At 71.1% G+C, this 18979-nt stretch carries 23 protein-coding genes; 11 read left to right on the plus strand and 12 right to left on the minus strand.

Translation table 11 applies throughout. The features are described from left to right. Positions 1–104 precede the first annotated feature (104 nt). Positions 105–584 (minus strand): RICIN domain-containing protein, encoded by a 480-nt coding sequence (locus FHX81_RS25550; RefSeq protein ID WP_170232173.1) that lies wholly within the window; start codon positions 582–584, stop codon positions 105–107. Positions 585–873: 289 nt separating this feature from the next. On the opposite strand from FHX81_RS25550, the gene FHX81_RS25555 reads away from it, so the two are divergent. From FHX81_RS25555 to FHX81_RS25585, 7 genes are all read left to right on the plus strand, one after another. Beyond that, positions 874–1263, plus strand: coding sequence for a GntR family transcriptional regulator (locus FHX81_RS25555; RefSeq protein WP_141980552.1), 390 nt, complete (start codon positions 874–876; stop codon positions 1261–1263). Further along, complete coding sequence (locus tag FHX81_RS25560; RefSeq protein WP_141980554.1) at positions 1260–2147, plus strand: ATP-binding cassette domain-containing protein; 888 nt, start codon at positions 1260–1262, stop codon at positions 2145–2147. The genes FHX81_RS25555 and FHX81_RS25560 overlap by 4 nt, the downstream gene beginning before the upstream one ends. Then, complete coding sequence (locus tag FHX81_RS25565; protein ID WP_141980556.1) at positions 2144–3130, plus strand: hypothetical protein; 987 nt, start codon at positions 2144–2146, stop codon at positions 3128–3130. The genes FHX81_RS25560 and FHX81_RS25565 overlap by 4 nt, the downstream gene beginning before the upstream one ends. Positions 3131–3272: 142 nt before the next feature. Beyond that, entirely contained in the window at positions 3273–4469 is a 1197-nt protein-coding gene (locus tag FHX81_RS25570; RefSeq protein ID WP_141980557.1) for a 5-(carboxyamino)imidazole ribonucleotide synthase, read from the plus strand. Continuing rightward, entirely contained in the window at positions 4466–4972 is a 507-nt protein-coding gene (purE, locus tag FHX81_RS25575; RefSeq protein ID WP_281291750.1) for a 5-(carboxyamino)imidazole ribonucleotide mutase, read from the plus strand. Before FHX81_RS25570 ends, purE begins: the two co-directional genes overlap by 4 nt. A gap of 52 nt (positions 4973–5024) precedes the next feature. After that, the gene (locus FHX81_RS25580; protein ID WP_141980558.1) at positions 5025–6188 is read left to right on the plus strand and encodes an acyl-CoA dehydrogenase; all 1164 of its coding nucleotides are present in this window, start codon (positions 5025–5027) and stop codon (positions 6186–6188) included. A 202-nt stretch (positions 6189–6390) separates the two neighbouring features. After that, positions 6391–6720 (plus strand): hypothetical protein, encoded by a 330-nt coding sequence (locus FHX81_RS25585; protein WP_141980560.1) that lies wholly within the window; start codon positions 6391–6393, stop codon positions 6718–6720. 28 nt (positions 6721–6748) lie between these two features. Here FHX81_RS25585 and FHX81_RS25590 read toward each other — a convergent pair whose 3' ends face one another. From FHX81_RS25590 to FHX81_RS25600, 3 genes are all read right to left on the minus strand, one after another. Beyond that, a complete protein-coding gene (locus FHX81_RS25590) occupies positions 6749–7816 on the minus strand; it encodes a VanZ family protein (protein WP_141980562.1) in 1068 nt (355 codons plus the stop codon). 110 nt (positions 7817–7926) lie between these two features. After that, complete coding sequence (locus FHX81_RS25595) at positions 7927–8406, minus strand: SRPBCC family protein (protein WP_141980563.1); 480 nt, start codon at positions 8404–8406, stop codon at positions 7927–7929. Next, the gene (locus FHX81_RS25600) at positions 8396–8734 is read right to left on the minus strand and encodes an ArsR/SmtB family transcription factor (RefSeq protein ID WP_141980564.1); all 339 of its coding nucleotides are present in this window, start codon (positions 8732–8734) and stop codon (positions 8396–8398) included. Before FHX81_RS25600 ends, FHX81_RS25595 begins: the two co-directional genes overlap by 11 nt. A gap of 143 nt (positions 8735–8877) precedes the next feature. On the opposite strand from FHX81_RS25600, the gene FHX81_RS25605 reads away from it, so the two are divergent. Then, positions 8878–9285 carry a DoxX family protein gene (locus tag FHX81_RS25605; RefSeq protein WP_141980566.1) on the plus strand — a complete coding sequence of 136 codons (408 nt, stop codon included), beginning with the start codon at positions 8878–8880 and terminating at the stop codon, positions 9283–9285. 2 nt (positions 9286–9287) lie between these two features. Here the strand turns inward: FHX81_RS25605 and FHX81_RS25610 are convergent, their stop codons facing one another. The 4 genes from FHX81_RS25610 to FHX81_RS25625 form a co-directional block, all read right to left on the minus strand. Then, a complete protein-coding gene (locus FHX81_RS25610) occupies positions 9288–9983 on the minus strand; it encodes a TIGR03089 family protein (RefSeq protein WP_141980567.1) in 696 nt (231 codons plus the stop codon). A gap of 248 nt (positions 9984–10231) precedes the next feature. Beyond that, a complete protein-coding gene (locus tag FHX81_RS25615; RefSeq protein WP_141980568.1) occupies positions 10232–11107 on the minus strand; it encodes a hypothetical protein in 876 nt (291 codons plus the stop codon). A 48-nt stretch (positions 11108–11155) separates the two neighbouring features. Further along, positions 11156–12331 (minus strand): LCP family protein, encoded by a 1176-nt coding sequence (locus FHX81_RS25620; RefSeq protein WP_141980569.1) that lies wholly within the window; start codon positions 12329–12331, stop codon positions 11156–11158. Positions 12332–12415: 84 nt separating this feature from the next. Then, a complete protein-coding gene (locus FHX81_RS25625) occupies positions 12416–13864 on the minus strand; it encodes an LCP family protein (protein ID WP_246107969.1) in 1449 nt (482 codons plus the stop codon). A gap of 253 nt (positions 13865–14117) precedes the next feature. On the opposite strand from FHX81_RS25625, the gene rfbB reads away from it, so the two are divergent. From rfbB to FHX81_RS25640, 3 genes are all read left to right on the plus strand, one after another. Beyond that, positions 14118–15110 (plus strand): dTDP-glucose 4,6-dehydratase, encoded by a 993-nt coding sequence (gene rfbB, locus FHX81_RS25630; RefSeq protein WP_141980571.1) that lies wholly within the window; start codon positions 14118–14120, stop codon positions 15108–15110. Further along, positions 15110–16003, plus strand: coding sequence for a dTDP-4-dehydrorhamnose reductase (gene rfbD / locus FHX81_RS25635; protein ID WP_141980572.1), 894 nt, complete (start codon positions 15110–15112; stop codon positions 16001–16003). The genes rfbB and rfbD overlap by 1 nt, the downstream gene beginning before the upstream one ends. Before the next feature lie 82 nt (positions 16004–16085). After that, complete coding sequence (locus tag FHX81_RS25640; protein WP_141980573.1) at positions 16086–16838, plus strand: hypothetical protein; 753 nt, start codon at positions 16086–16088, stop codon at positions 16836–16838. On the opposite strand, the gene FHX81_RS25645 is transcribed toward FHX81_RS25640, so the two are convergent. The 4 genes from FHX81_RS25645 to FHX81_RS25660 all read right to left on the minus strand — a co-directional run bounded on the left by FHX81_RS25645 (position 16835) and on the right by FHX81_RS25660 (position 18919). After that, positions 16835–17275, minus strand: a complete 441-nt coding sequence (locus tag FHX81_RS25645) for an Imm1 family immunity protein (RefSeq protein ID WP_141980574.1) — start codon at positions 17273–17275, stop codon at positions 16835–16837. The genes FHX81_RS25640 and FHX81_RS25645 overlap by 4 nt on opposite strands. 278 nt (positions 17276–17553) lie before the next feature. Beyond that, positions 17554–17895: an SdpI family protein gene (locus FHX81_RS25650; protein ID WP_246107970.1), complete on the minus strand. Its 342-nt coding sequence runs from the start codon at positions 17893–17895 to the stop codon at positions 17554–17556. Then, entirely contained in the window at positions 17892–18080 is a 189-nt protein-coding gene (locus FHX81_RS25655; RefSeq protein WP_141980575.1) for a DUF397 domain-containing protein, read from the minus strand. The genes FHX81_RS25650 and FHX81_RS25655 overlap by 4 nt, the downstream gene beginning before the upstream one ends. Further along, positions 18062–18919 (minus strand): helix-turn-helix domain-containing protein, encoded by an 858-nt coding sequence (locus tag FHX81_RS25660; RefSeq protein WP_141980576.1) that lies wholly within the window; start codon positions 18917–18919, stop codon positions 18062–18064. Before FHX81_RS25660 ends, FHX81_RS25655 begins: the two co-directional genes overlap by 19 nt. Between the last annotated feature and the right edge of the window lie 60 nt (positions 18920–18979).

Here is an 18979-nt window from a genome sequence, read left to right on the forward strand (position 1 = left end):
ACCGATCGGCCGCCGCACCCCTGTCCGGCGGCCGGCAACCGGGACTCCCCTCCCCCACGAGGAGCCCGGCGCCTGCCTCCCCAGCGCGCCGGGCTCCTCACCTGTCAGTGGTGGATGTTCCAGCGCTGGTCGGTCCGCCCGGGGTCGCACGACGTGAGGATCAGTTCCGCGTACTCGCCGTTGTGCGTGACGCACCGGCCGGACGACCCTGACTCGAACAGCCACGAGTGGTAGCCGTCGTAGGACCGGCCCACCCACCGCTGGCTCTCGGAGCCGTCGCAGTCGCGGCCCGCCAGCTTGCCGTCGATCTCGGTCACGCACCACCCGTACTTCTTGTTCCTGATCGTGCCGTCATCGCCGATGTACCACTTCTGGTTGTCCTCGCCGTGGTACGGGTGGGCGATGACCGGGAACATCGGGTCCCAGGACCAGTTGGTCTGGTCCCACACATCGCCCGGCCGGGTGATGCTTTCGATCACCCATTCCTCCTGCTGCGCCTCGGGGGCGTCGGCGTTGGACGTCGGCGCGATGAGCAGGGCTGACGCGGCCACGACGACAGCGGCGAGAATTCGTCCGAATGTCATTCGCTTTCCTTTCGGGTGGGTTTTCACGAGCGCTCCCAGTAGAAGCGCCGGAACGGATTCGCGATCGTCGAGGACGGCCATTGTGGCGGGAAACGACCCGGTCCGGTCGCCGGTGCCGGCGGACCCGTCACGGACGCGGGAGGTGGCGGCACCCCACCGTGCGCGGCATGACTGCCGGTGGGGTGATCACCGTTCGTGGGCGGTCGGGTCGTGGCGGCTTGACAACCTCCGGTCGTTGCTGGACTGTGTTGCAGTGTCTTAGTTGAGTAACACAATTTGGAGGCGCCGGGTGGAGTTCCGCATCGACCGGTCCAGCGGCCTCCCCGCCTACCTCCAGCTCGTGCGCCAGGTGCGGGAGGCGTTGCGCCTGGGCTGGCTGCGGCCGGGAGACCGGCTGCCGACCGTCCGCGACGTCGTCGCGAGGAGTGGTGTGAACGCGAACACGGTGCTCAAGGCCTATCGCGAGCTGGAGCTGTCCGGCCTGGTCGAGGCACGCCAGGGCTCGGGCACGTTCGTCAGGTCCGGTCTCGGCTCGGCCGACCCGGAGGTGATGGCCGCGCTGCGCGCGCGGCTGGTCGGGTGGGTCGCCGAAGCGCGTGCGGCCGGGTTGGACAGCGAGGACGTCGACGCCCTGGTGCGTTCCGTCCTCGCCGAAGGGGAGGGGGTGGCGGTCCGATGAGCACTGCTGTCGGAGCGGTCGCGGTGCGCGCGCGAGGGCTGGGGAAGCGCTACCGCGCCAAGTGGGCGTTGCGCGAGTGCACGTTCGAGCTGCCCAAGGGGAGGGTGGCGGCTCTGGTCGGCGCGAACGGCGCGGGCAAGACGACGTTGATGAGTGTCCTGGCCGGCCTCCTCGACGCCGATGAGGGGTCGGCGGGCGCGGTGGGCCGGGTGGCGTTCGTGCCGCAGGAGAAGCCGGTCTACCGGCACTTCACGGCGGCCGACATGCTGCGGCTCGGCGCGCGGCTCAACGTCGTCTGGGACGAGGAGCGGGCCCGTCGCTGGCTCGCTCGCTTCGAAGTCCCGCTGGACCGGGCGTGCGGCAAGCTGTCCGGCGGCGGGCAGGCGCAGGTGGCGTTCGCCCTGGCCGTCGGCTCGCGGCCGGACGTGCTCATGCTGGACGAGCCGCTGGCCAACCTCGACCCGCTGGCCCGCCGCGAGGTGACCGCCGAGCTGCTGGGCGAGGTCGCCGCGACCGGCATGACCGTGCTGCTGTCCACGCACGTGGTGTCTGAGCTGTCCGGCGTGGCGGACCACCTGCTGCTGCTCGCGCACGGCCGGCTGCTCGCGGGCGGCGACCTGGACGAGCTGCTCGCCCGGCACGTCGGCTACACCGGCCCGCGCTCGGACGTGCCGCCCGCGCTCGGCGAGGTCGTCCAGGCGCGGCACAGCGCCGGCCAGTCGACGTTCCTGGTCGAGCTGCCCGAGGGGCAGCCCCGACCGGTGGTGGCCGGACCGTGGGTGGAGCGGCCGCCGACCTTGGAGGACTACGTGCTCGCGCAGCTCGAAGCCACCCGAGAGGAAGCCACCCGAGAGGAAGCCACCCGGAAGGAGGCGGGCGCATGACCGGCACCACGACCGCCGCGCCCGTGGTCGAACGCACCCGCGTCGGCTGGGGCGACCTGGCGTGGCTGACCTGGCGGCAGCACCGGTGGGCGATCGTCTGCCTGCTCGGCGCGTCCGCCGCGGCGATCCTGCTGGCCCTCGGCCTGGCGTGGTACGTCGGCGCGACCGGAGACACCAGCCACATGGTCGGGCGGTGGCGCTTCGTCGGCCTCGGGCAGTCGCTGATGCTCGCGCCGGTGGCGTTCGGCCTGGCCGTCGCGGTGTTCTGGGCCGCGCCGCTGCTGTCGCGCGAGTACGAGCAGCGCACGCACCTGATGGTGTGGAGCCAGGACGTCAGCCCGACCCGCTGGTTGGCGGGCAAGGTGCTGGCGCTCGGCGTGCCCGCCGTGGCCGCCGCCGCCGGCGTCGGACTCGCCGTGCGAACGATGGTCGTCAGCACGAACACCGCCATGAGCGAGTACTCGCCGCTGAGGCCGTTCGAGATGCCGGTGTACGAGACCGCGCCGCTGCTCCAGTTCTCCTACGCGGCGTTCGGCTTCGGGCTCGGGCTGGCGATCAGCGCGGTGACCCGGCGCACGGTGCTGTCGATGGGCCTGACCCTCGTGTCGTTCATCGCGGTGCGCGTCGTGGTGTCGGGCCTGTGGCGGCCGCACTTCCAGGAGCCGCTGCGCGTGGTGGAGCCGTACGACCCCACCTACGCGCAGAGCTGGTCCCTGGTGGACAGCGGCGCGTTGACGGTGGACAGCGGTTTCTCCGACGCGGACGGCAACGAGGTCCCGTTCCCGGCGGAGTGCTCGGACCTCGCGGACAACCTCGACTACACCCGGTGCGTCCAGGAGAAGAACGTGCTGCTCTTCACCGACTACCACCCGGAGGACCGGCTCGTGCCGTTCCAGCTGTTCGAGTCCGCGATCTTCACCGCCCTCGCCGCGGCGTTGTTCGCACTCGCGTTCACGTGGGTGCGCCGGGCCCGTCGGGTCTGATCCGGGTGGACGGGACCGGGCTTGTCGCCTTCGCACCGCGGCAGCCCTGCTGAGGGGGGTCTCGCGCGCTTCGAGCGCGCGCGAGACTTCCCGCACAGCCGGGTCCGGACCATCGCGTTTGTGCACGTAGAATCACCGAACCGTGGACTCCCGAACTCGTCTCCCCGTCGTCGGCATGATCGGCGGCGGCCAGCTCGCCCGCATGACGCACCAGGCCGCCATCCCGCTGGGCCAGTCGCTGCGGGTGCTCGCCGAGTCGGACTCCGACCCCGCCGCGCAGGTCGCGCGGGACGTGGAGCTGGGCAAGCACACCGACCTCGACGCGCTGCGCGCGTTCGCCAAGTCGTGCGACGTCGTCACGTTCGACCACGAGCACGTGCCGCAGGAGCACCTGCACGCGCTCGTCGCCGAGGGTGTGAAGGTGTTCCCCGGGCCGGACGCCCTGCTGCACGCGCAGGACAAGCTGGTGATGCGGGAGCGGCTGGCGGCGCTGGGCGCGCCCGTGCCGCCGTTCACCGCCGTCCGGGACGCCGCCGACGTGCTGAACTTCGGTGCGGAACACGGCTGGCCGTGCGTGTTGAAGGCGGTGCGCGGCGGTTACGACGGCCGTGGCGTGTGGATGCTGAACACGCCGCAGAGCGCGCAGCGGGTCGTGCCCGAGCTGCTGGCCGCCGGCACGCCGTTGATGGTCGAGCAGTGCGTGCCGATGCGCCGGGAGCTGTCCGCGCTGGTGGCGCGCTCGCCGTTCGGCCAGGGCGCGGCGTGGCCGCTGGTGCAGACCGTGCAGCAGGAGGGCATCTGCGTCGAGGTGCTGGCGCCCGCGCCGGACGTCGACCCCGCGCTCGCCGAGCAGGCGCAGGAGCTCGCGCTGGGCATCGCCGCCGAGCTGGGCGTGGTCGGGCTGCTGGCCGTCGAGCTGTTCGAGACCGAGGGCGGGCTGGTCGTCAACGAGCTGGCCATGCGGCCGCACAACTCCGGCCACTGGACCATCGAGGGCGCCCGGACCTCGCAGTTCGAGCAGCACCTGCGGGCCGTGCTGGACTACCCGCTCGGCGCGACGGACCTGGTCGCGCCCGCCGTCGTCATGGCGAACGTCCTGGGCGCGTCCGCGCCGCCCGGGATGGGGCCGGACGAGCGGCTGCACCACCTGTTCGCCCGGTTCCCCGACGCGCACGTGCACCTGTACGGCAAGGCGGAGCGGCCGGGGCGCAAGATCGGCCACGTGACGCTGTTCGGCGAGCGGATGGACGAGGTGCGGCGGCGGGCGGGGCTCGCGGCGCACTGGCTGTCCGACGGCGTGTGGCTGGACGGGTACGACATCCACGGAGGGCAGCAGTGACGCAGGTCGGCGTGATCATGGGCAGTGACTCGGACTGGCCGGTGATGAAGGCCGCGGCCGAGGCGCTGGCCGAGTTCGGCGTGACCTACGAGGTCGGCGTGTACTCGGCGCACCGCACGCCGCAGCGGATGCTGGACTACGCCGCCACGGCCGCGTCGCGCGGTGTGCAGGTGATCATCGCCGGGGCGGGCGGCGCCGCCCACCTGCCGGGCATGGTGGCGTCCGCGACGCCGTTGCCGGTGATCGGCGTGCCGGTGCCGTTGAAGTACCTGGACGGGATGGACTCGCTGCTGTCGATCGTGCAGATGCCGGCGGGCGTGCCGGTGGCGACGGTGTCGGTGGGCGGCGCGCGCAACGCGGGGCTGCTGGCCGTGCGGATCCTGGCGGCGGCGGACGCGGAGCTGCGCAAGCGCATGGAGGCCTTCCAGGTGTCCCTCGCCGAGCTGGTGCTGGAGAAGGACGCGGCACTACGGGCTGTTGCCGACGGCACAGCGGCGAACTGAGTGAACGCGCGCTAACATCCGGGTAGGACGCCCTACCGGGAGGTAACTTAACGTGGACCCGAGCTTCGGTACCTACCAGCTCGCCGAGGAGCACGAGGCGCTGCGCGAGGCGGTGCGGTCGCTGGCCGACAAGGAGATCGCACCGCACGCGGCCGAGGTGGACGAGCAGGAGCGCTTCCCGGTCGAGGCGTTGAACGCGCTGGTCAAGTCCGGTTTCGCGGCCGTGCACGTGCCGGAGGCCTACGACGGCCAGGGTGCCGACTCGGTGGCCACGTGCATCGTCATCGAAGAGGTGGCGCGGGTCTGCGCGTCGTCGTCCCTCATCCCGGCGGTGAACAAGCTGGGCACGATGCCGATCCTGCTGTCGGCGTCGGAGTCGCTGAAGCAGCAGGTGCTGCCGTCCATCGCGTCGGGCGAGGCGATGGCGTCCTACGCGTTGTCGGAGCGCGAGGCCGGCTCGGACACCGCGTCGATGCGCACCCGTGCCCGCCTCGACGGCGACCACTGGGTGCTGAACGGCACCAAGTGCTGGATCACCAACGCGGGCGAGTCGACCTGGTACACGGTCATGGCCGTGACCGACCCGGACGCGCCGAAGAAGTCGCAGGGCATCTCCGCGTTCGTCGTGCACAAGGACGACCCGGGCTTCGTCGTGGGCTCGAAGGAGCGCAAGCTGGGCATCAAGGGCTCGCCCACGCGGGAGATCCACTTCGAGAACTGCACGATCCCGGCGGACCGCATCATCGGCGAACCGGGCACCGGCCTGAAGACCGCGCTGCGGACGCTGGACCACACCCGGCCGACGATCGGTGCGCAGGCCGTGGGCATCGCCCAGGGCGCCCTGGAAGCCGCCGTCGCCTACGTCAAGGACCGCAAGCAGTTCGGCAAGTCGATCTCCGAGTTCCAGGGCGTCCAGTTCATGTTGGCCGACATGGCCATGAAGATCGAAGCGGCCCGCCACATGGTCTACGTGGCCGCCGCGAAGGCCGAGCGGGGCGAGCCGAACATCGGCTTCATCACCGCGGCGGCCAAGTGCTTCGCGTCGGACGTGGCGATGGAGGTCACGACGGACGCCGTGCAGCTGTTCGGCGGCGCGGGCTACACCCGCGACTTCCCGGTGGAGCGCATGATGCGGGACGCCAAGATCACCCAGATCTACGAGGGCACCAACCAGATCCAGCGCGTCGTCATGTCGCGCTCGCTGCTGAACGGCTGAGCGGCACCCACGACCCGAGGTGGCCTGATCCCGGTGATCAGGCCACCTTTGTCGTGTCTACGGCTGTCCGCACGGTTTTCGATGCGTTATGACGGTTGGTAGCGGCGCGTTACTCTGATGGTCGAGTGTGTTCCCGCGTTTCCTGCCCCTAGCGTTGCGTCCCGTTCGCACGGCGAATCATCGCGAGAAGGAAGCAGGGCTCATGAACAGGACCAGGACCGCTGTCGTGGCACTCGCGCTGGGTGCCGGCCTCACCGCGTCCGGCAGCGTCGCGACCGCCGCCCCGGTCGAGGCGACCGCCGGTGACGTGGGCGTCCAGTGCACCCGGCAGTACGTGCTGACCAGCAACGCGACCCTGCGCTACTCCGCCGGGGGATCGGTCAAGGCGTACGCGTTGGTCGGCGACAAGTTCAACGTGCCCAACCCGTCGGGCAACTGGTACTACGGCAACCTCTACGACCAGTACAACACCCACTTCGGTGATGGTTACATCCTCGCTTCGGCCCTCGCCTACACCGGTATCTGCTTCTGACCCGGAATTCGCGGAGGGGCCTCCCGAATCACGGAACGGGCGCGAGCGGAGTCGTGCGGGAGTGGTCGGCCGTCGGAACGGCGCGGGTTCCGGCGGCCAGGTCCGGCAGGCCCCGCTGGTCGCGGCGGAAGACCGGGAGGGCGAACGCGCCCAGGACGAACACCGCCAGCACGGCCAGGTCCAGGGCGAACCACCAGCTCGACGGCGCCAGGGCGGTGTAGGTGATCAGGCCCGTGACGCCCAGCAGTTCGCGGAGGGTGATCCGCAGGGGATTGGCCCGGGTGCCGTCCGCACGGCGCAGGCCGTAGTGCAGCAGCCAGCCGCCGGGGGTCCGGCCGGTCGACGACGGCAGCACGACGCGGATCGTGAAGGTCAGGGCGAGCAGCCACCACGGGTTGTCCCGGAACACCAGGTGCGTCAGCACGATCAGGGCGGTCACGTCCATCGCCAGGCCCAGCAGCCTGCGTGGCACGGTCACCGTGTCGGGTGGGGCGGTGGAGGCGTCGGGGTGCGGCACGGTCGGGACGACCAGGGCCACCGGCGCGATCATCCAGCCCAGCAGCGAACCGGCGGTGTTGGAGATCAGGTCGTCCACGTCCGCGATGCGGTACGGGCAGGGGAACGCGCCGAGGTTGCCGGTGTACTGCACCACCTCGACCGCCAGCGAGATGCCGAGACCCACGGCGATCACCGTGAACGGGCCGCGGCCGTAGGACTTGCGCAGCACCACGCCCAGCGGCACGAAGAGCGCGACGTTCAACGCCTGCTGGAGGAAGACGGTGGACGTGACGACGGCCTCGACCCCCGAACGCCCGGTGGCTGACAGGTTGTTGCGCATGTCCGTCACCCACTGGAACGGCGTGGTGGACAGCATGTCCTCACCGGTGCACTCCAGTGCGGAGGGGAACGGCAGGAAGATCACCGCCATGGCCACCAGCCCGTACGCGAGCAGCCCGTACAGCACGAGCGCCCGTCGCGGCTCCACCCGGCCGAACCGGTAGTAGTGCAACGCGACCAACGGCAGCAGGACCAGCGCGCCGACGCCCACGAACGCCGCGAAGCCCGTCCGAACGGGCTCCAGGTACGAACTCAGCATGTCCACCGATCCGGTTCACGGTCCCGCGACGAAGGTCAACCGCTCAGTAACCCCATCGCGTGAAACCCAAACCCGATCGGCTCCCGTTGCCGCCGAACGGACGCGCAGCGTCAGACCGCGGTCGCCAGGTAATCGGCCAACCGCTCGTAGCTGGTGTCGGCCCCGTCCTTCATCCCGGTCGCCAGGGCCCGGTCGCGGTCGGCCTGCGACGGGTACTCCATCGTCTGCACGACCGTCGTGCGGTCACCGTCCGCGATGAACTCGGTGGTGTTCACCGTCGAGGGCCACCCCGGACCCCACGACTCGGTCTGCACGGTCCTCGACCACGGTGTGACCTCCCGGTACTCGCCGGTCATCGCCATCTCGCTGCCGTCGGCCCGCCGCCACACCATGTGCCACAGCCCGCCCGGCCGCAGGTCGATCTCGCACACGGGCATGGTCCAGCCGTCGGGCCCGAGCATCCAGTGCACGACGTGCTCCGGCTTGGTGAACGCCTCGAACACCAGCTTCTGCGGCGCGTCGAACGTCCTGGTGACGGCTACCCCCACCGGGGACGGCGTGGTCCACGACGTGGTGGTGTCAGTGGTCATCTTCCTGCTCCTTCAGCCGTTCGAGGTAGGTGTCCAGGCGGCGGTAGCTGTCGTCCCAGAACCGGCGGAACCCGTCGGCCCACTCGGTGACCTCGCGCAACGGCGTCGCGTCGAGCGTGCACGGTCGCCACTGCGCGTCCCGGCCGCGGGTGATGAGCCCCGCCCGTTCGAGCACGCGCAGGTGCTTGGAGACCGCCGGCCCGCTCATCGCGAACGGCTCGGACAGCTCCTTCACGGTCGCCGCGCCGTCGGCCAGCCGCGCGAGGATGGCCCGCCGCGTCGGGTCGGCGAGGGCCGCGAAGGTGGTGCTGAGAGGGTCGTCGGCCATCTGTACCTAACCTCTTGGTTATCTAACTGATTGGTTTTCTATGCCCCTGTCGAGTCGCTGTCAACACCGTTCGCCCGGCCGGAACTGGTTGAAAGTTCATATAACGTCGGGTGCGTTCGACCGTCGACCAGAAGGGAAACGCAATGCTCAAGGACGTGGCAGCGCTCATCGGCCGGATCGGCGTGGGGGTCGTGTTCCTGGCCCACGGCTGGCAGAAGGTCACCGAGTGGGGTCTCGACGGCACCGCCACCGCGTTCGCGGGAATGGGCGTGCCGCTGCCGACGCTGTCCGCCTGGTTCGCCGCGATCGTCGAACTCGCGGGCGGCGCGCTGCTGATCCTGGGCGTGGCGATGCCGGTGGTCGGCGTGCTGCTGGCGGTGGACATGCTCGGCGCGCTGATCCTCGTGCACCTGCCGAACGGGTTGCTCGGCCAGGGCGGCTACGAGTTCGTCCTCGTGCTCGGCGTGGCCGCGCTGGCGCTCGGGTTCAACGGCGGGTCGTTGTCCGTGGCGCGGTTGGCGAAGGGGCGGAAGGTCGAGCAGCCCGCCTGACGTCAGCCGACGAGGTCCAGGGTCGTCTGCTCGCCGGCGCGGCGCGCGGCCAGCAGGTCCGGTGCGGCGTTGCTGCACTGCACCAGCGAACCGCCGCCCGCCAGCACGGCCAGGAAACCGTTCAGCAGACCGTCCGGCAGGCCCCACTCCACAGTGGACAGCACGCGGGACGTCGTGGTGATGCCCAGGGTGGCGGCCCGCTGGTGCGCTTCCTCCACCACTTCGTCCACAGTGGAGCGGAGCAGGGCCGGGGTGTCGCCGGGAACCGGCTCCCAAGGCGCGAAGTCGTCACCGAACACGCGCACGTCGTCGTTGTAGTCCACGGGCGCGCCGCTGCCCAGCCCCATGGGGTGCAACGACGCCACGGCCGTCACCAGGGCTCCGGGCGCTTCGCCGCCGGGTGCCACCACGGCGACCTTCGCGCCGTTCGGGTCGTCCGTGACGGCCGCGCCGCACCACCACGCACCCAGCAGCACGCCGGCCGTCTGCCAGTGCGCGGGCAGCAGCACGGCCACCGGGTCGCCGGGCTCGACGTCGTGCTCGTCACGCAGCCAGTTCGCCGTCTTGGCCGCCCAGTTCCGGATCGTGGCGCGGGACAGCTCGACCCTCGTGCCCGCCGCGTCGTCGTAGTGCGTGATCAGGGGACGGCCGGGGTTCGCCGCGAACAGGGGCGCGAACAGGGCATCCGTGACGGTCATGCACCAACCTTGCCACGCCCCGGCTCCCCCCTCCCCACCAACCCACTCGCGTGTCGAACCCCCAGGCCCCGAGTGTCGAACCTCCAGGTCCCGAGTGTCGAACCTCCAGGTCCCGAGTGTCGAACTCCCAGACCCTCTGAATTCAACGCTCAGGACCCGCCCGGCCGTCCTGAGCGTTGAACTCGGGGTACCTGAGCGTTCGACACTCGGGACCTGAGCGTTCGACTCACGGGACCTGAGCGTTCGACTCACGGGTTGGTGGTGAGGAGGCGGAGGGCGGCGGTGGTGACGACGCCGCGCCACTCCAGCAGGGCGGCGGGGCCCGGCGGGGTCCAGGGGACGGGCCAGCCGCCGTCGTCGAGCTGGGCGGCGGAGAGCGCGGCCAGGTGGGCGGTGACGGCGTCGGCCGGGAACAGGGCGCGGAGCGGGTCGGTGGGCAGCGGGGCGAAGTCGAGCGGGGTCAGGCCGTAGCCGTCACCCGGGTAGAGGTGGAACAGGGTCAGGTCCGACACCTCCGGAGCGTGTCGGGCGGCCCACTCGCGGTCCGGCGTGGTGGCCAGGAACCGGAGCACGTTGAGCGCCGTGTGCGCGTCCACCCCACCCGACAGCGACGAGATCCGCGCCCGGCAGAACGCGTCGGCCGCGTCGAGCCACGACCCCGCCACGCCGGCCGCGCGCAGCGCCGCCACGATCCCCGCGGTCGGGTTGAGCCCGGGCGGGAACCGGCCGTCACCCCAGTGGTCGGCACGGGCGTGGTCGGCGACGTCGGGCAGCACGATCGGCAGCCCACCCCCCGGTGACGTCACCGATTCGAGGTACGGCACCAAGCCCTCGGCGAACCCCGCCACCTTCCGCCGCACGACCGGGTCGTCCCCCACCGGCGAGTCCAGCACCTGCGTCAGCACACCCAGCGCGAAGTCCACGGCCAACGGCTGGCTGCCCGGCGCGCGCACGTCCGGTTCCAGCGCGTGCCCCACCCCGCCGTCCGCGTTGCGGTACCCCGCGAGCACGTCCACCACCGCGCACGCCCCGGCGACGTTCGGCGCGAGCCACAACCGGGCCAGCCGTCGTTCCAACAGCCGTGCGTGCGTGTCCAGGAAGGAAAGAGCGCGGGCGAGATCCATGCCGACGATGGTGGCACCCGTCGCCGGGGCTCGTCTTGAACGAATCGGTCAGTCGACGCAGGGCGGCCCGGCCTGCGCGGCACGGTGGCGCGCGCCGTCCATGCCCACCAGGCGGTCCGCCGCGAAGCGCTGGGTGGGCGACGCGGCGGTCGGGGGAGTCGTGGTCGGTGCCGGGTCCTTCTCGCCCAGCAGCTCGGCCACGAACGACTTCACCTGCGCGGGGTCCACCGTCACGATGCTCTGGCCGCGCTCGTTGCGCGCACCGACCCCGGTCACCGGGATGGTCGCGAACTCGACGTTGCCACCCGCCAGCCCCCGCGCCTGCCCCGCGAACGTGGCCAGGTCCAGGTTCTGGTCCACCACGATCGACTTGCTCACCGCGTCCAGCAGCCCGGACAGCCGCGCCGGGTCGGCCAGCGTGCCCGCCGACAGCAGCTTCGACATCGCCGCCGACATGAACACCTGCTGCCGCGTGATCCGGCCCAGGTCGCCGTTCGGGATGCCCTTGCGCTGCCGCACGAACGCCAGCGCGTCACCGCCGGAGATCGTCTGCACTCCCGCCCGGAAGTCCGCGCCCGAGTCCGGGTCCGACGTGGCCTGCTTCAGGCACACGTCCACGCCCCCGATCACCTCGGTGAGCAGGTAGAACCCGTACAGGTTGATCTCGGCGTAGTGGTCGACCCGCACGCCGGTCAGCTCCTGCACCACCTGCACCAACGCCCGCCGCCCGGCCTGGTCGCCCGCCTTGGACCGCTCGGTCAGGTCGTGCACGCCCTGCGCGGCCAGGCGTTCCATGGTGAAGAACTTGGTCAGCCCGTACGCCGAATTGATCTTCTCCTCGCCGACGTCCGGGATCGGCACGTACGTGTCGCGGGGGATGGACACGGCGTGCGCCTTGCTGCCGTCGTGCGGCACCCGCATCACGATGATCGTGTCCGTGTTGAGCGTGTCCGTCGCCTCGGTGCGCAGCTCCCGCAGCACGTGGTCGGGCAGCGGCACGCCCTGGGCGTCGGTGCGGCTGTCGCTGCCGACCAGCAGGATGTCGGTCGCGCCGTCGTTCGCGGGCGGTGCGTTGGGCACGTCCGACAGCACGGCCAGCACGTCGGTCGTGTTCACGCTCTCCTGCACGCGCTGCAACGTCGACCAGCCGTACCCGGCGGCCACGAGCACGGCCGCGGACAGCAGCGCCACGAGCACGCGTCCGGCGATCACCGCAGCCTGCACCGGGTCCTCCTGTGAATGGGGTGTCCGATCAGGCTAACCACCTTCGGCCGGTCGGACGTCCGGGTTCACCAGGAGGTGGGTCGTTCAGTTGACGCAGACCACACCGTCGGCGGTGATCGGTGGGGTGGAGCTGGTCGTGGGTGCGAGCTCCGTTGCGGTGCCGTCCACGGACGCCGGGTCGGACTGGTCCGGCGGCGCGTAGTCGGCGCCGGCGTACACCAGAACCTGCCCCCTGGGCACGGAGTCGTCTTCGACGGCCTCGGCGTTACCGCCCAGGGCGGAGATCACCTTGTCGGCGCTCGCCCGTTCGCCCGGCGCGTGCCGCACGGTGGTCGTGTCGGCGTAAGCCCCGGACTCCGCCTGGCCGCGGCGGAAGCCCTTCTCCGCCAACATGTCCAGCACGCTGGCCGCCAACCGGTTCACCCCGGCGGCGTTGTAGACGTGCACGGTGATCGCGGAGGCAGGCGGACCGGGAGGCGTCGTGGTCGTGACGGGCGCCTTCGACGGGTTGTTGTCGGTCGCGAGGCCCTTGATGAACTGCCGCACCCGCGCCGGGTCGACCGGCAGCACGTTGCCGTCGCTCCACGTGTCCATCGGGTCGCCCACCGGAATCGTGCGGAACTGGATGTTGCCGCCGACCAGCCCCTGCATCTGGGTGGCGAACTCGGTGATGTTCCAGCCCTCGCTGAGCACGACGGACTTCTTCACCGCCGTCACGAGCTGGTCCAGCTTGTCGAAGTCGGTCAGGGTGCCGGTGGACAGCACCTTGCGGGCCAGCGCGCCGATGAACACCTGCTGCCGCACGATCCGGTCCAGGTCGCCGCCGGGCAGCCCGCCGCGCTGGCGCACGAACGAGAGCGCCTTGGCGCCCTCGACGACCTGCCGCCCGGCCGGGAAGTCCGCGCCCGAGTCGCGGTCGCTGGTGGCCTCGTTCAGGCACACCTCGACGCCGCCCAGCGCCTTCGTGACCTCGTAGAAGCTGGCCAGGTTGACCTCGGCGTACCGGTCGACGGTGAGCGAACCGCCGGTCAGCCCCTCGATCGTCTTGATCAACGTCTTGCGGCCGGCCAGCGTCGACTCCTGCTCGATGCGCGCCTCGCTGGTGACGCCCTGCTCGCGCAGCCGCTGCGCCGTGTCGTTCTTCTGCCTGGCCAGCGCCGAGTTGAGCTTGTGCGTGCCGAACCCGTCGGCGATCTCCACGTACGCGTCACGCGGGAACGAGATGGCCACCGCGCGCGTGCCGTCCTGGGGGATGTGCACCAGGATCATCGTGTCGGTGTTCTGCGTTCCGTCCGCCACACCGCCGTTGAGCAGCGCCAACACCTCGTCGGACAGCGGGTTGCCCTGCGCGTCGGTGCGGCTGTCGACGCCGACCAGCAGGATGTCGACCGCGCCGTCGAGCGGCTTGCGCGGCACGCCGTCCTCGTCCTCGGTGACGGAGGACGCGATGACGTCGGTGGTCGTGATGTTCTCGTCGATGTCGCTGAAGTAGTACCAGCCGTACCACGTGACGACGAGCACAGCCGCCGACACCAGGGCCAGGACTGAACGCCCCGTGAGCGCGAGGACACGAAGAGCAGCCGAACCGCCGGCTGTTTCGGGCGGACTGGAGCCCACTGCCTGCCTCCCCCGTGCGCTCAGGCGTGCCTGACGAGATTAGTGGCGCGGGGCTGAACCGCGCCGGACATTCCTCTTATACGGGAGACGCTGTAACAACTGGGTGGGTTGCAGAGAAGGGCCTCGTGACAGACTGCGGTGAGCAGCCGGCTTCGGGAGGGCACTGAGCATGCGGGTTCTGGTGACGGGTGGGGCCGGGTTCATCGGCTCCCACTACGTGCGGGAGATGGTGGGCGGCGCCTACCCGGCCTTCGCCGACGCGGAGGTGGTGGTGCTGGACAAGCTCACCTACGCCGGCAACGAGGCCAACCTGGCCCCGGTCGCCGACAGCCCGCGGCTGACCTTCGTCCGGGGCGACATCTGCGACCGCGAGCTGGTCACCGACCTGATGAGCCGCACGGACGTGGTCGTGCACTTCGCCGCCGAGTCGCATGTGGACCGCTCGATCTCCGGTTCGGCCGACTTCGTGCTGACCAACGTGCTGGGCACCCAGACGCTGCTGCAGGGCGCGCTGGAGGCGGGCGTGGCCAAGTTCGTGCACGTCTCCACCGACGAGGTCTACGGCACCATCGACGAGGGCTCGTGGACCGAGGACCACATCCTGGAGCCCAACTCGCCCTACTCGGCGTCCAAGGCGTCGTCGGACCTGCTGGCGCGCTCGTTCTTCCGCACCCACGGCCTGCCGGTGTGCATCACGCGGTGCTCGAACAACTACGGTCCGTACCAGTTCCCCGAGAAGGTCATCCCGCTGTTCGTCACCAACCTGATCGACGGCCGGAAGGTGCCGCTCTACGGCGACGGCCTCAACGTCCGCGACTGGCTGCACGTGGACGACCACTGCCGCGGCATCCAGCTGGTCCTCGAAGGCGGCCGCGGTGGCGAGATCTACAACATCGGCGGCGGCACCGAGCTGACCAACCGCGAGCTCACCGAGCGCCTGCTGGCGGCCACGGGCCGTGACTGGGACTCGTTCGTCGAGCCGGTCACCGACCGCAAGGGCCACGACCGCCGCTACTCGGTCGACATCACCAAGATCGGCACCGAACTCGGCTACGCCCCTCGCGTGGACTTCGCCGAGGGCCTCGCCGCCACCGTCCAGTGGTACCGCGACAACCGCTCGTGGTGGGAGCCGCTGAAGCAGCGCGCGGCCCTGGCCGGCTGATGGCACTCGCCCTGCTCGTCCCCGGTGGTCGCGGCCAACTGGGCCGCGACCTCGTCGCCGCCGCCCCCGAGGACGGCCTCGTGCACGCCCCGTCCTCGGCCGAACTGGACCTGACCGACGCACCCGCCGTGACCGACGCCGTCGCCGTCTTCGCCGCCACGGCCCGCGACGCCGGCTACCGCCCGGTCGTCGTCAACGCCGCCGCCTACACGGCGGTCGACGCCGCCGAGACCGACGTCGACCGCGCCTGCGCCGTCAACGCCACCGGTCCCGGCAACCTGGCGAAGAGCTGCCGGGAGCACAACGTCCCCCTGCTCCACGTCTCCACCGACTACGTCTTCCCGGGCGACGGCACCCGCCCCTACGAGCCGACCGACGAAACCGGCCCGAAGTCCGCCTACGGCCGCACCAAGCTCGACGGCGAACACCGGGTGCTGTCCACTTGGGACCGCTCCTGGGTCGTCCGCACCGCCTGGGTCTACGGCCGACACGGCGACAACTTCGTCAAGACCATGGCCCGACTGGCGAAGACCAACGACACCCTGTCCGTTGTGGACGACCAGGTCGGCTCACCGACCTGGTCCCTCGACCTGGCCACCGGCCTGCTGGAACTCGCCACCCTCGTCGCCACGGGCAACACGCCGCCCCGCGTGCTCCACGCCACCGGCGCCGGTGAAACCACCTGGTGCGGCTTCGCCCGCGCCATCTTCACCGAACTGGGCCTGGACCCGACCCGCGTCCACCCGTGCTCCACCGCCGAGTACCCCCGCCCAGCCCCCCGCCCGGCCTACTCGGTCCTCTCCACCAGGTCCTGGACCGACGCGGGCCTCACCCCCCTGCGCGACTGGCGCGACGCCCTGTCCGCCGCCATCGCCACCAACGCCGTCCCCTGACCCCGCCCACCGGATCCGCGACGAGCGGGACCGCACCGCTCGTGCGGGAGCCGTCGCCCTGTCCGCGCGGGAGGATGCGGAGATGCGCGTGACCACCCTCGCCGCGCGGCCCGACCTGGCCGAGGCGGTCTACGGGATCCCCTACCCGCCCGACTCGCCCCGGTTCACGCGCGGCAACCTGGCGTCGCTGCTCGTGCGCGGCCGGCGGGTCGCCGAACGGTGGCCGCACCTGGTGGTGGCGCTGCTGGACGGCGACCGGCCCGTGGCGCGCGGGATCATGGTCGGTTACCGGGCCGACCGGGACTCGCGACCCCGGTTGCCCGACGGCGGGTGGGACCAGGTGGCGGTGTGGGCTGCCGAGGACGCGATGGACCACGTCGAGGCGGACACCGCGTGCGCGCTGGAGATCGCCGTGGACCCCGGTTACCTGGGGCGCGGGTTGTCCGGCGCGGTGCTGGGGGCGATGCGCTCCGCGGTCGGAGCGGCTGGGCTGGGCGGGCTCCTGGTGCCGCTCAGGCCGCCGGACAAGGCGGTGGAGCCCGAGGTGCCGATGGACGAGTACGCGGCGCGGACGCGGGCGGACGGGTTGCCCGCGGACCGCTGGTTGCGGACGCACGTGCGGGCGGGGGGACGCGTCGAGGGCGTCGCGTGGTGCTCGTCCACCGTGCAGGCGACGGTGGCCCGGTGGCGGGAGTGGACCGGGTTGCCGTTCGACCGGGACGGGCCGGTGGTCGTCCCCGGCGCGCTCGCCCCCGTGCACGTGTCGACGTCGCAGAACGTAGCCGTGTACGTCGAGCCGAACGTCTGGGTGTCCCACCCGGTGCCGGTGGGTTAGGCGGCCTGCCAGGTGACGCCCGTCGGGCGCGCGGCGGTGGACAGGAACTCCTTCAGCGCGGCCGCCAGGACGTCCACCGGCACGCCCGCGCCGGCGGGGTAGTCGACGTACTCGGAGCGGTACTCGGGGGACGCCGGGTCGCCCCGCAGGGTCGAGTAGTCGTGGTCCGGGTCGGCGTAGGTGAGGTAGCCGTAGCCCTGGTGGACGGCCGCGGCGACGTCGTGGTCCGGGATCTCGGTCGCCCCCGGCGCGCCGAGCAGACCCTCGGTGTCGGTGATCACCTCGCGGTCCTGGTGCTCGATCACGGCCGGGCCCGCGCCGGGCTCGGCCAGGCGGCGCAGGAGGGTGTCGACGTCCTCCGGCTCACCGACCGTCATCTCGTCGGCGGCGTCGGCGTCGTGCTCGTCGTTGATCGGCCACACAGCCGTGAAGCTCATGGCCGGCATCATCGCAGTGGACGCGCTGAGTGACCACCTGAGGGGTCGGTTGCGCCGTTGGGGTGGAGTAGGTTTGTCGCACTGGTTTTGCGATCGAACAGTGCGAGAGCCTTTCCGCCATGTCCGCGATCGGGCGATCCCCTGAAGCGACCGCGCCTCGCCACGAAGGCGAGCGGCAGCGGTTCCTGCGTCGCGTCTGTGCCGTGACCGGTTCACGGCAGATCTCGTGGAGCGTCCTCAAGCCCGCCCAGGTCGACCGGCAACCCGGGCACTCGTAGTCAGCTCTCCTGCTTCGCCGCGCCGATCCCGCGCAGCACGCCGACGACCATCGGCGGCACCATGCCGATCGAGGTGACCAGGACCGCCGCGAGCAGGGTGCCGTCGTTCGGCGCGAACCACGCCACGACCGCTCCGGCCACGCCGACGGCCCCACCGATGATCGTCGGCGGGCCCGCCGCCCTGTTGGCGACCCGGAACGCCTCTTCGCTGCGCATGGTCGCGGGGGTGCGCAGGCCGACGAAGCGGTTGCGGGGCAACCGTTCGGTGCGGCCGAGGTAGCCGACGAGCGCGACGACGAGACCGCCCAACCCCAGAACCAGCGCCAGGAACGGCTGGATCACGGCCGCAGGCCCGCGAGGAACGCCGCCCAGGTGGCGCGGGGGACGGTCAGGGTTCCGGTGTCCGGGGACTTGCTGTCCCTGATGCCGACGACGGCTCGGCTGTGGGCGACCTCGACGCAGTCCGAATTCGCACCGCTGTGGCTGGACTTGTGCCAGGCTCCGAAAGTCAGGTCCGCCGCTCCCATTCGCTGTGCTCCTCCTTGATGTACTTGCGCAGCAGGGCCAGCGTGTCCTGCGGGCTCAGCGCTGCGCTGCACAGGTGCAGGAAGGCCAGCCTATACCGCTCAACATCAGGTTCTTCCTCCAAGAACAAGGTGCCGGTGAGGTGGTCCACAGCGACCGCGCCGAACCCGTCGTCGAACGTGAAGCAGGAGAACGGCACACCCATCGACACGTGCTCGCCGGCGCGGGTGGGGATGATCTGGAGCTGGACGTTCGGGAGCGCGGCGAGCTCCAGCAACCGCGAGAGCTGGGCGACATGCACGTCCCGGCCGCCCATGGCCCGGAGGATCGCCGCTTCGGTGATGACCGCCCACACCGACAGGTCGCCGGTCAGCACGCGCTGTTGTCGGGCGATGCGGAGTTCGACCCGGTGCTCGATCAGGTCTTCGGCGATCGGCGGCAGACCGGTCCGGATCACGGCGCGGGCGTAATCGGGCGTCTGGAGCAGACCGGGAACCAGGTCGATCTGGAAGTTCGAGACGCTGACCGAGTCGGTCTCCAGCTCGGCGAAGTCGATGTTCTCGGGATTGGCCACGCCGTGGTAGCTCAAGTACCAGCCGCGTGCCTTCGCGTTGCGGGCCAGGGTCACCATGCTCTCGGTGGTGTGGTCGCTCGCCCCGTAGAGCCGGCACAGGGCGCGGACCTCTTCGGGTTTGATCCCGGCCTGGTTGTTCTCGATCTTGCTGATCTTGGGGTGCTTGCAGCCGAGTTCGACCGCCGCGTCCTCGATGGTCTTGCCCGCCTGGGTGCGCAGGTGGCGCAGGCGGCGGGCGAGGCGGCGCTGTTTCGCGGTCGATGCCATCGGTACCTCGATCGGGTGGAAAAAGGAACAATGTTCCCGACAAACTTGCTTCTCGGCGAA

The sequence above is a fragment of the Saccharothrix saharensis genome (assembly GCF_006716745.1).
Taxonomy (GTDB): domain Bacteria; phylum Actinomycetota; class Actinomycetes; order Mycobacteriales; family Pseudonocardiaceae; genus Actinosynnema; species Actinosynnema saharense.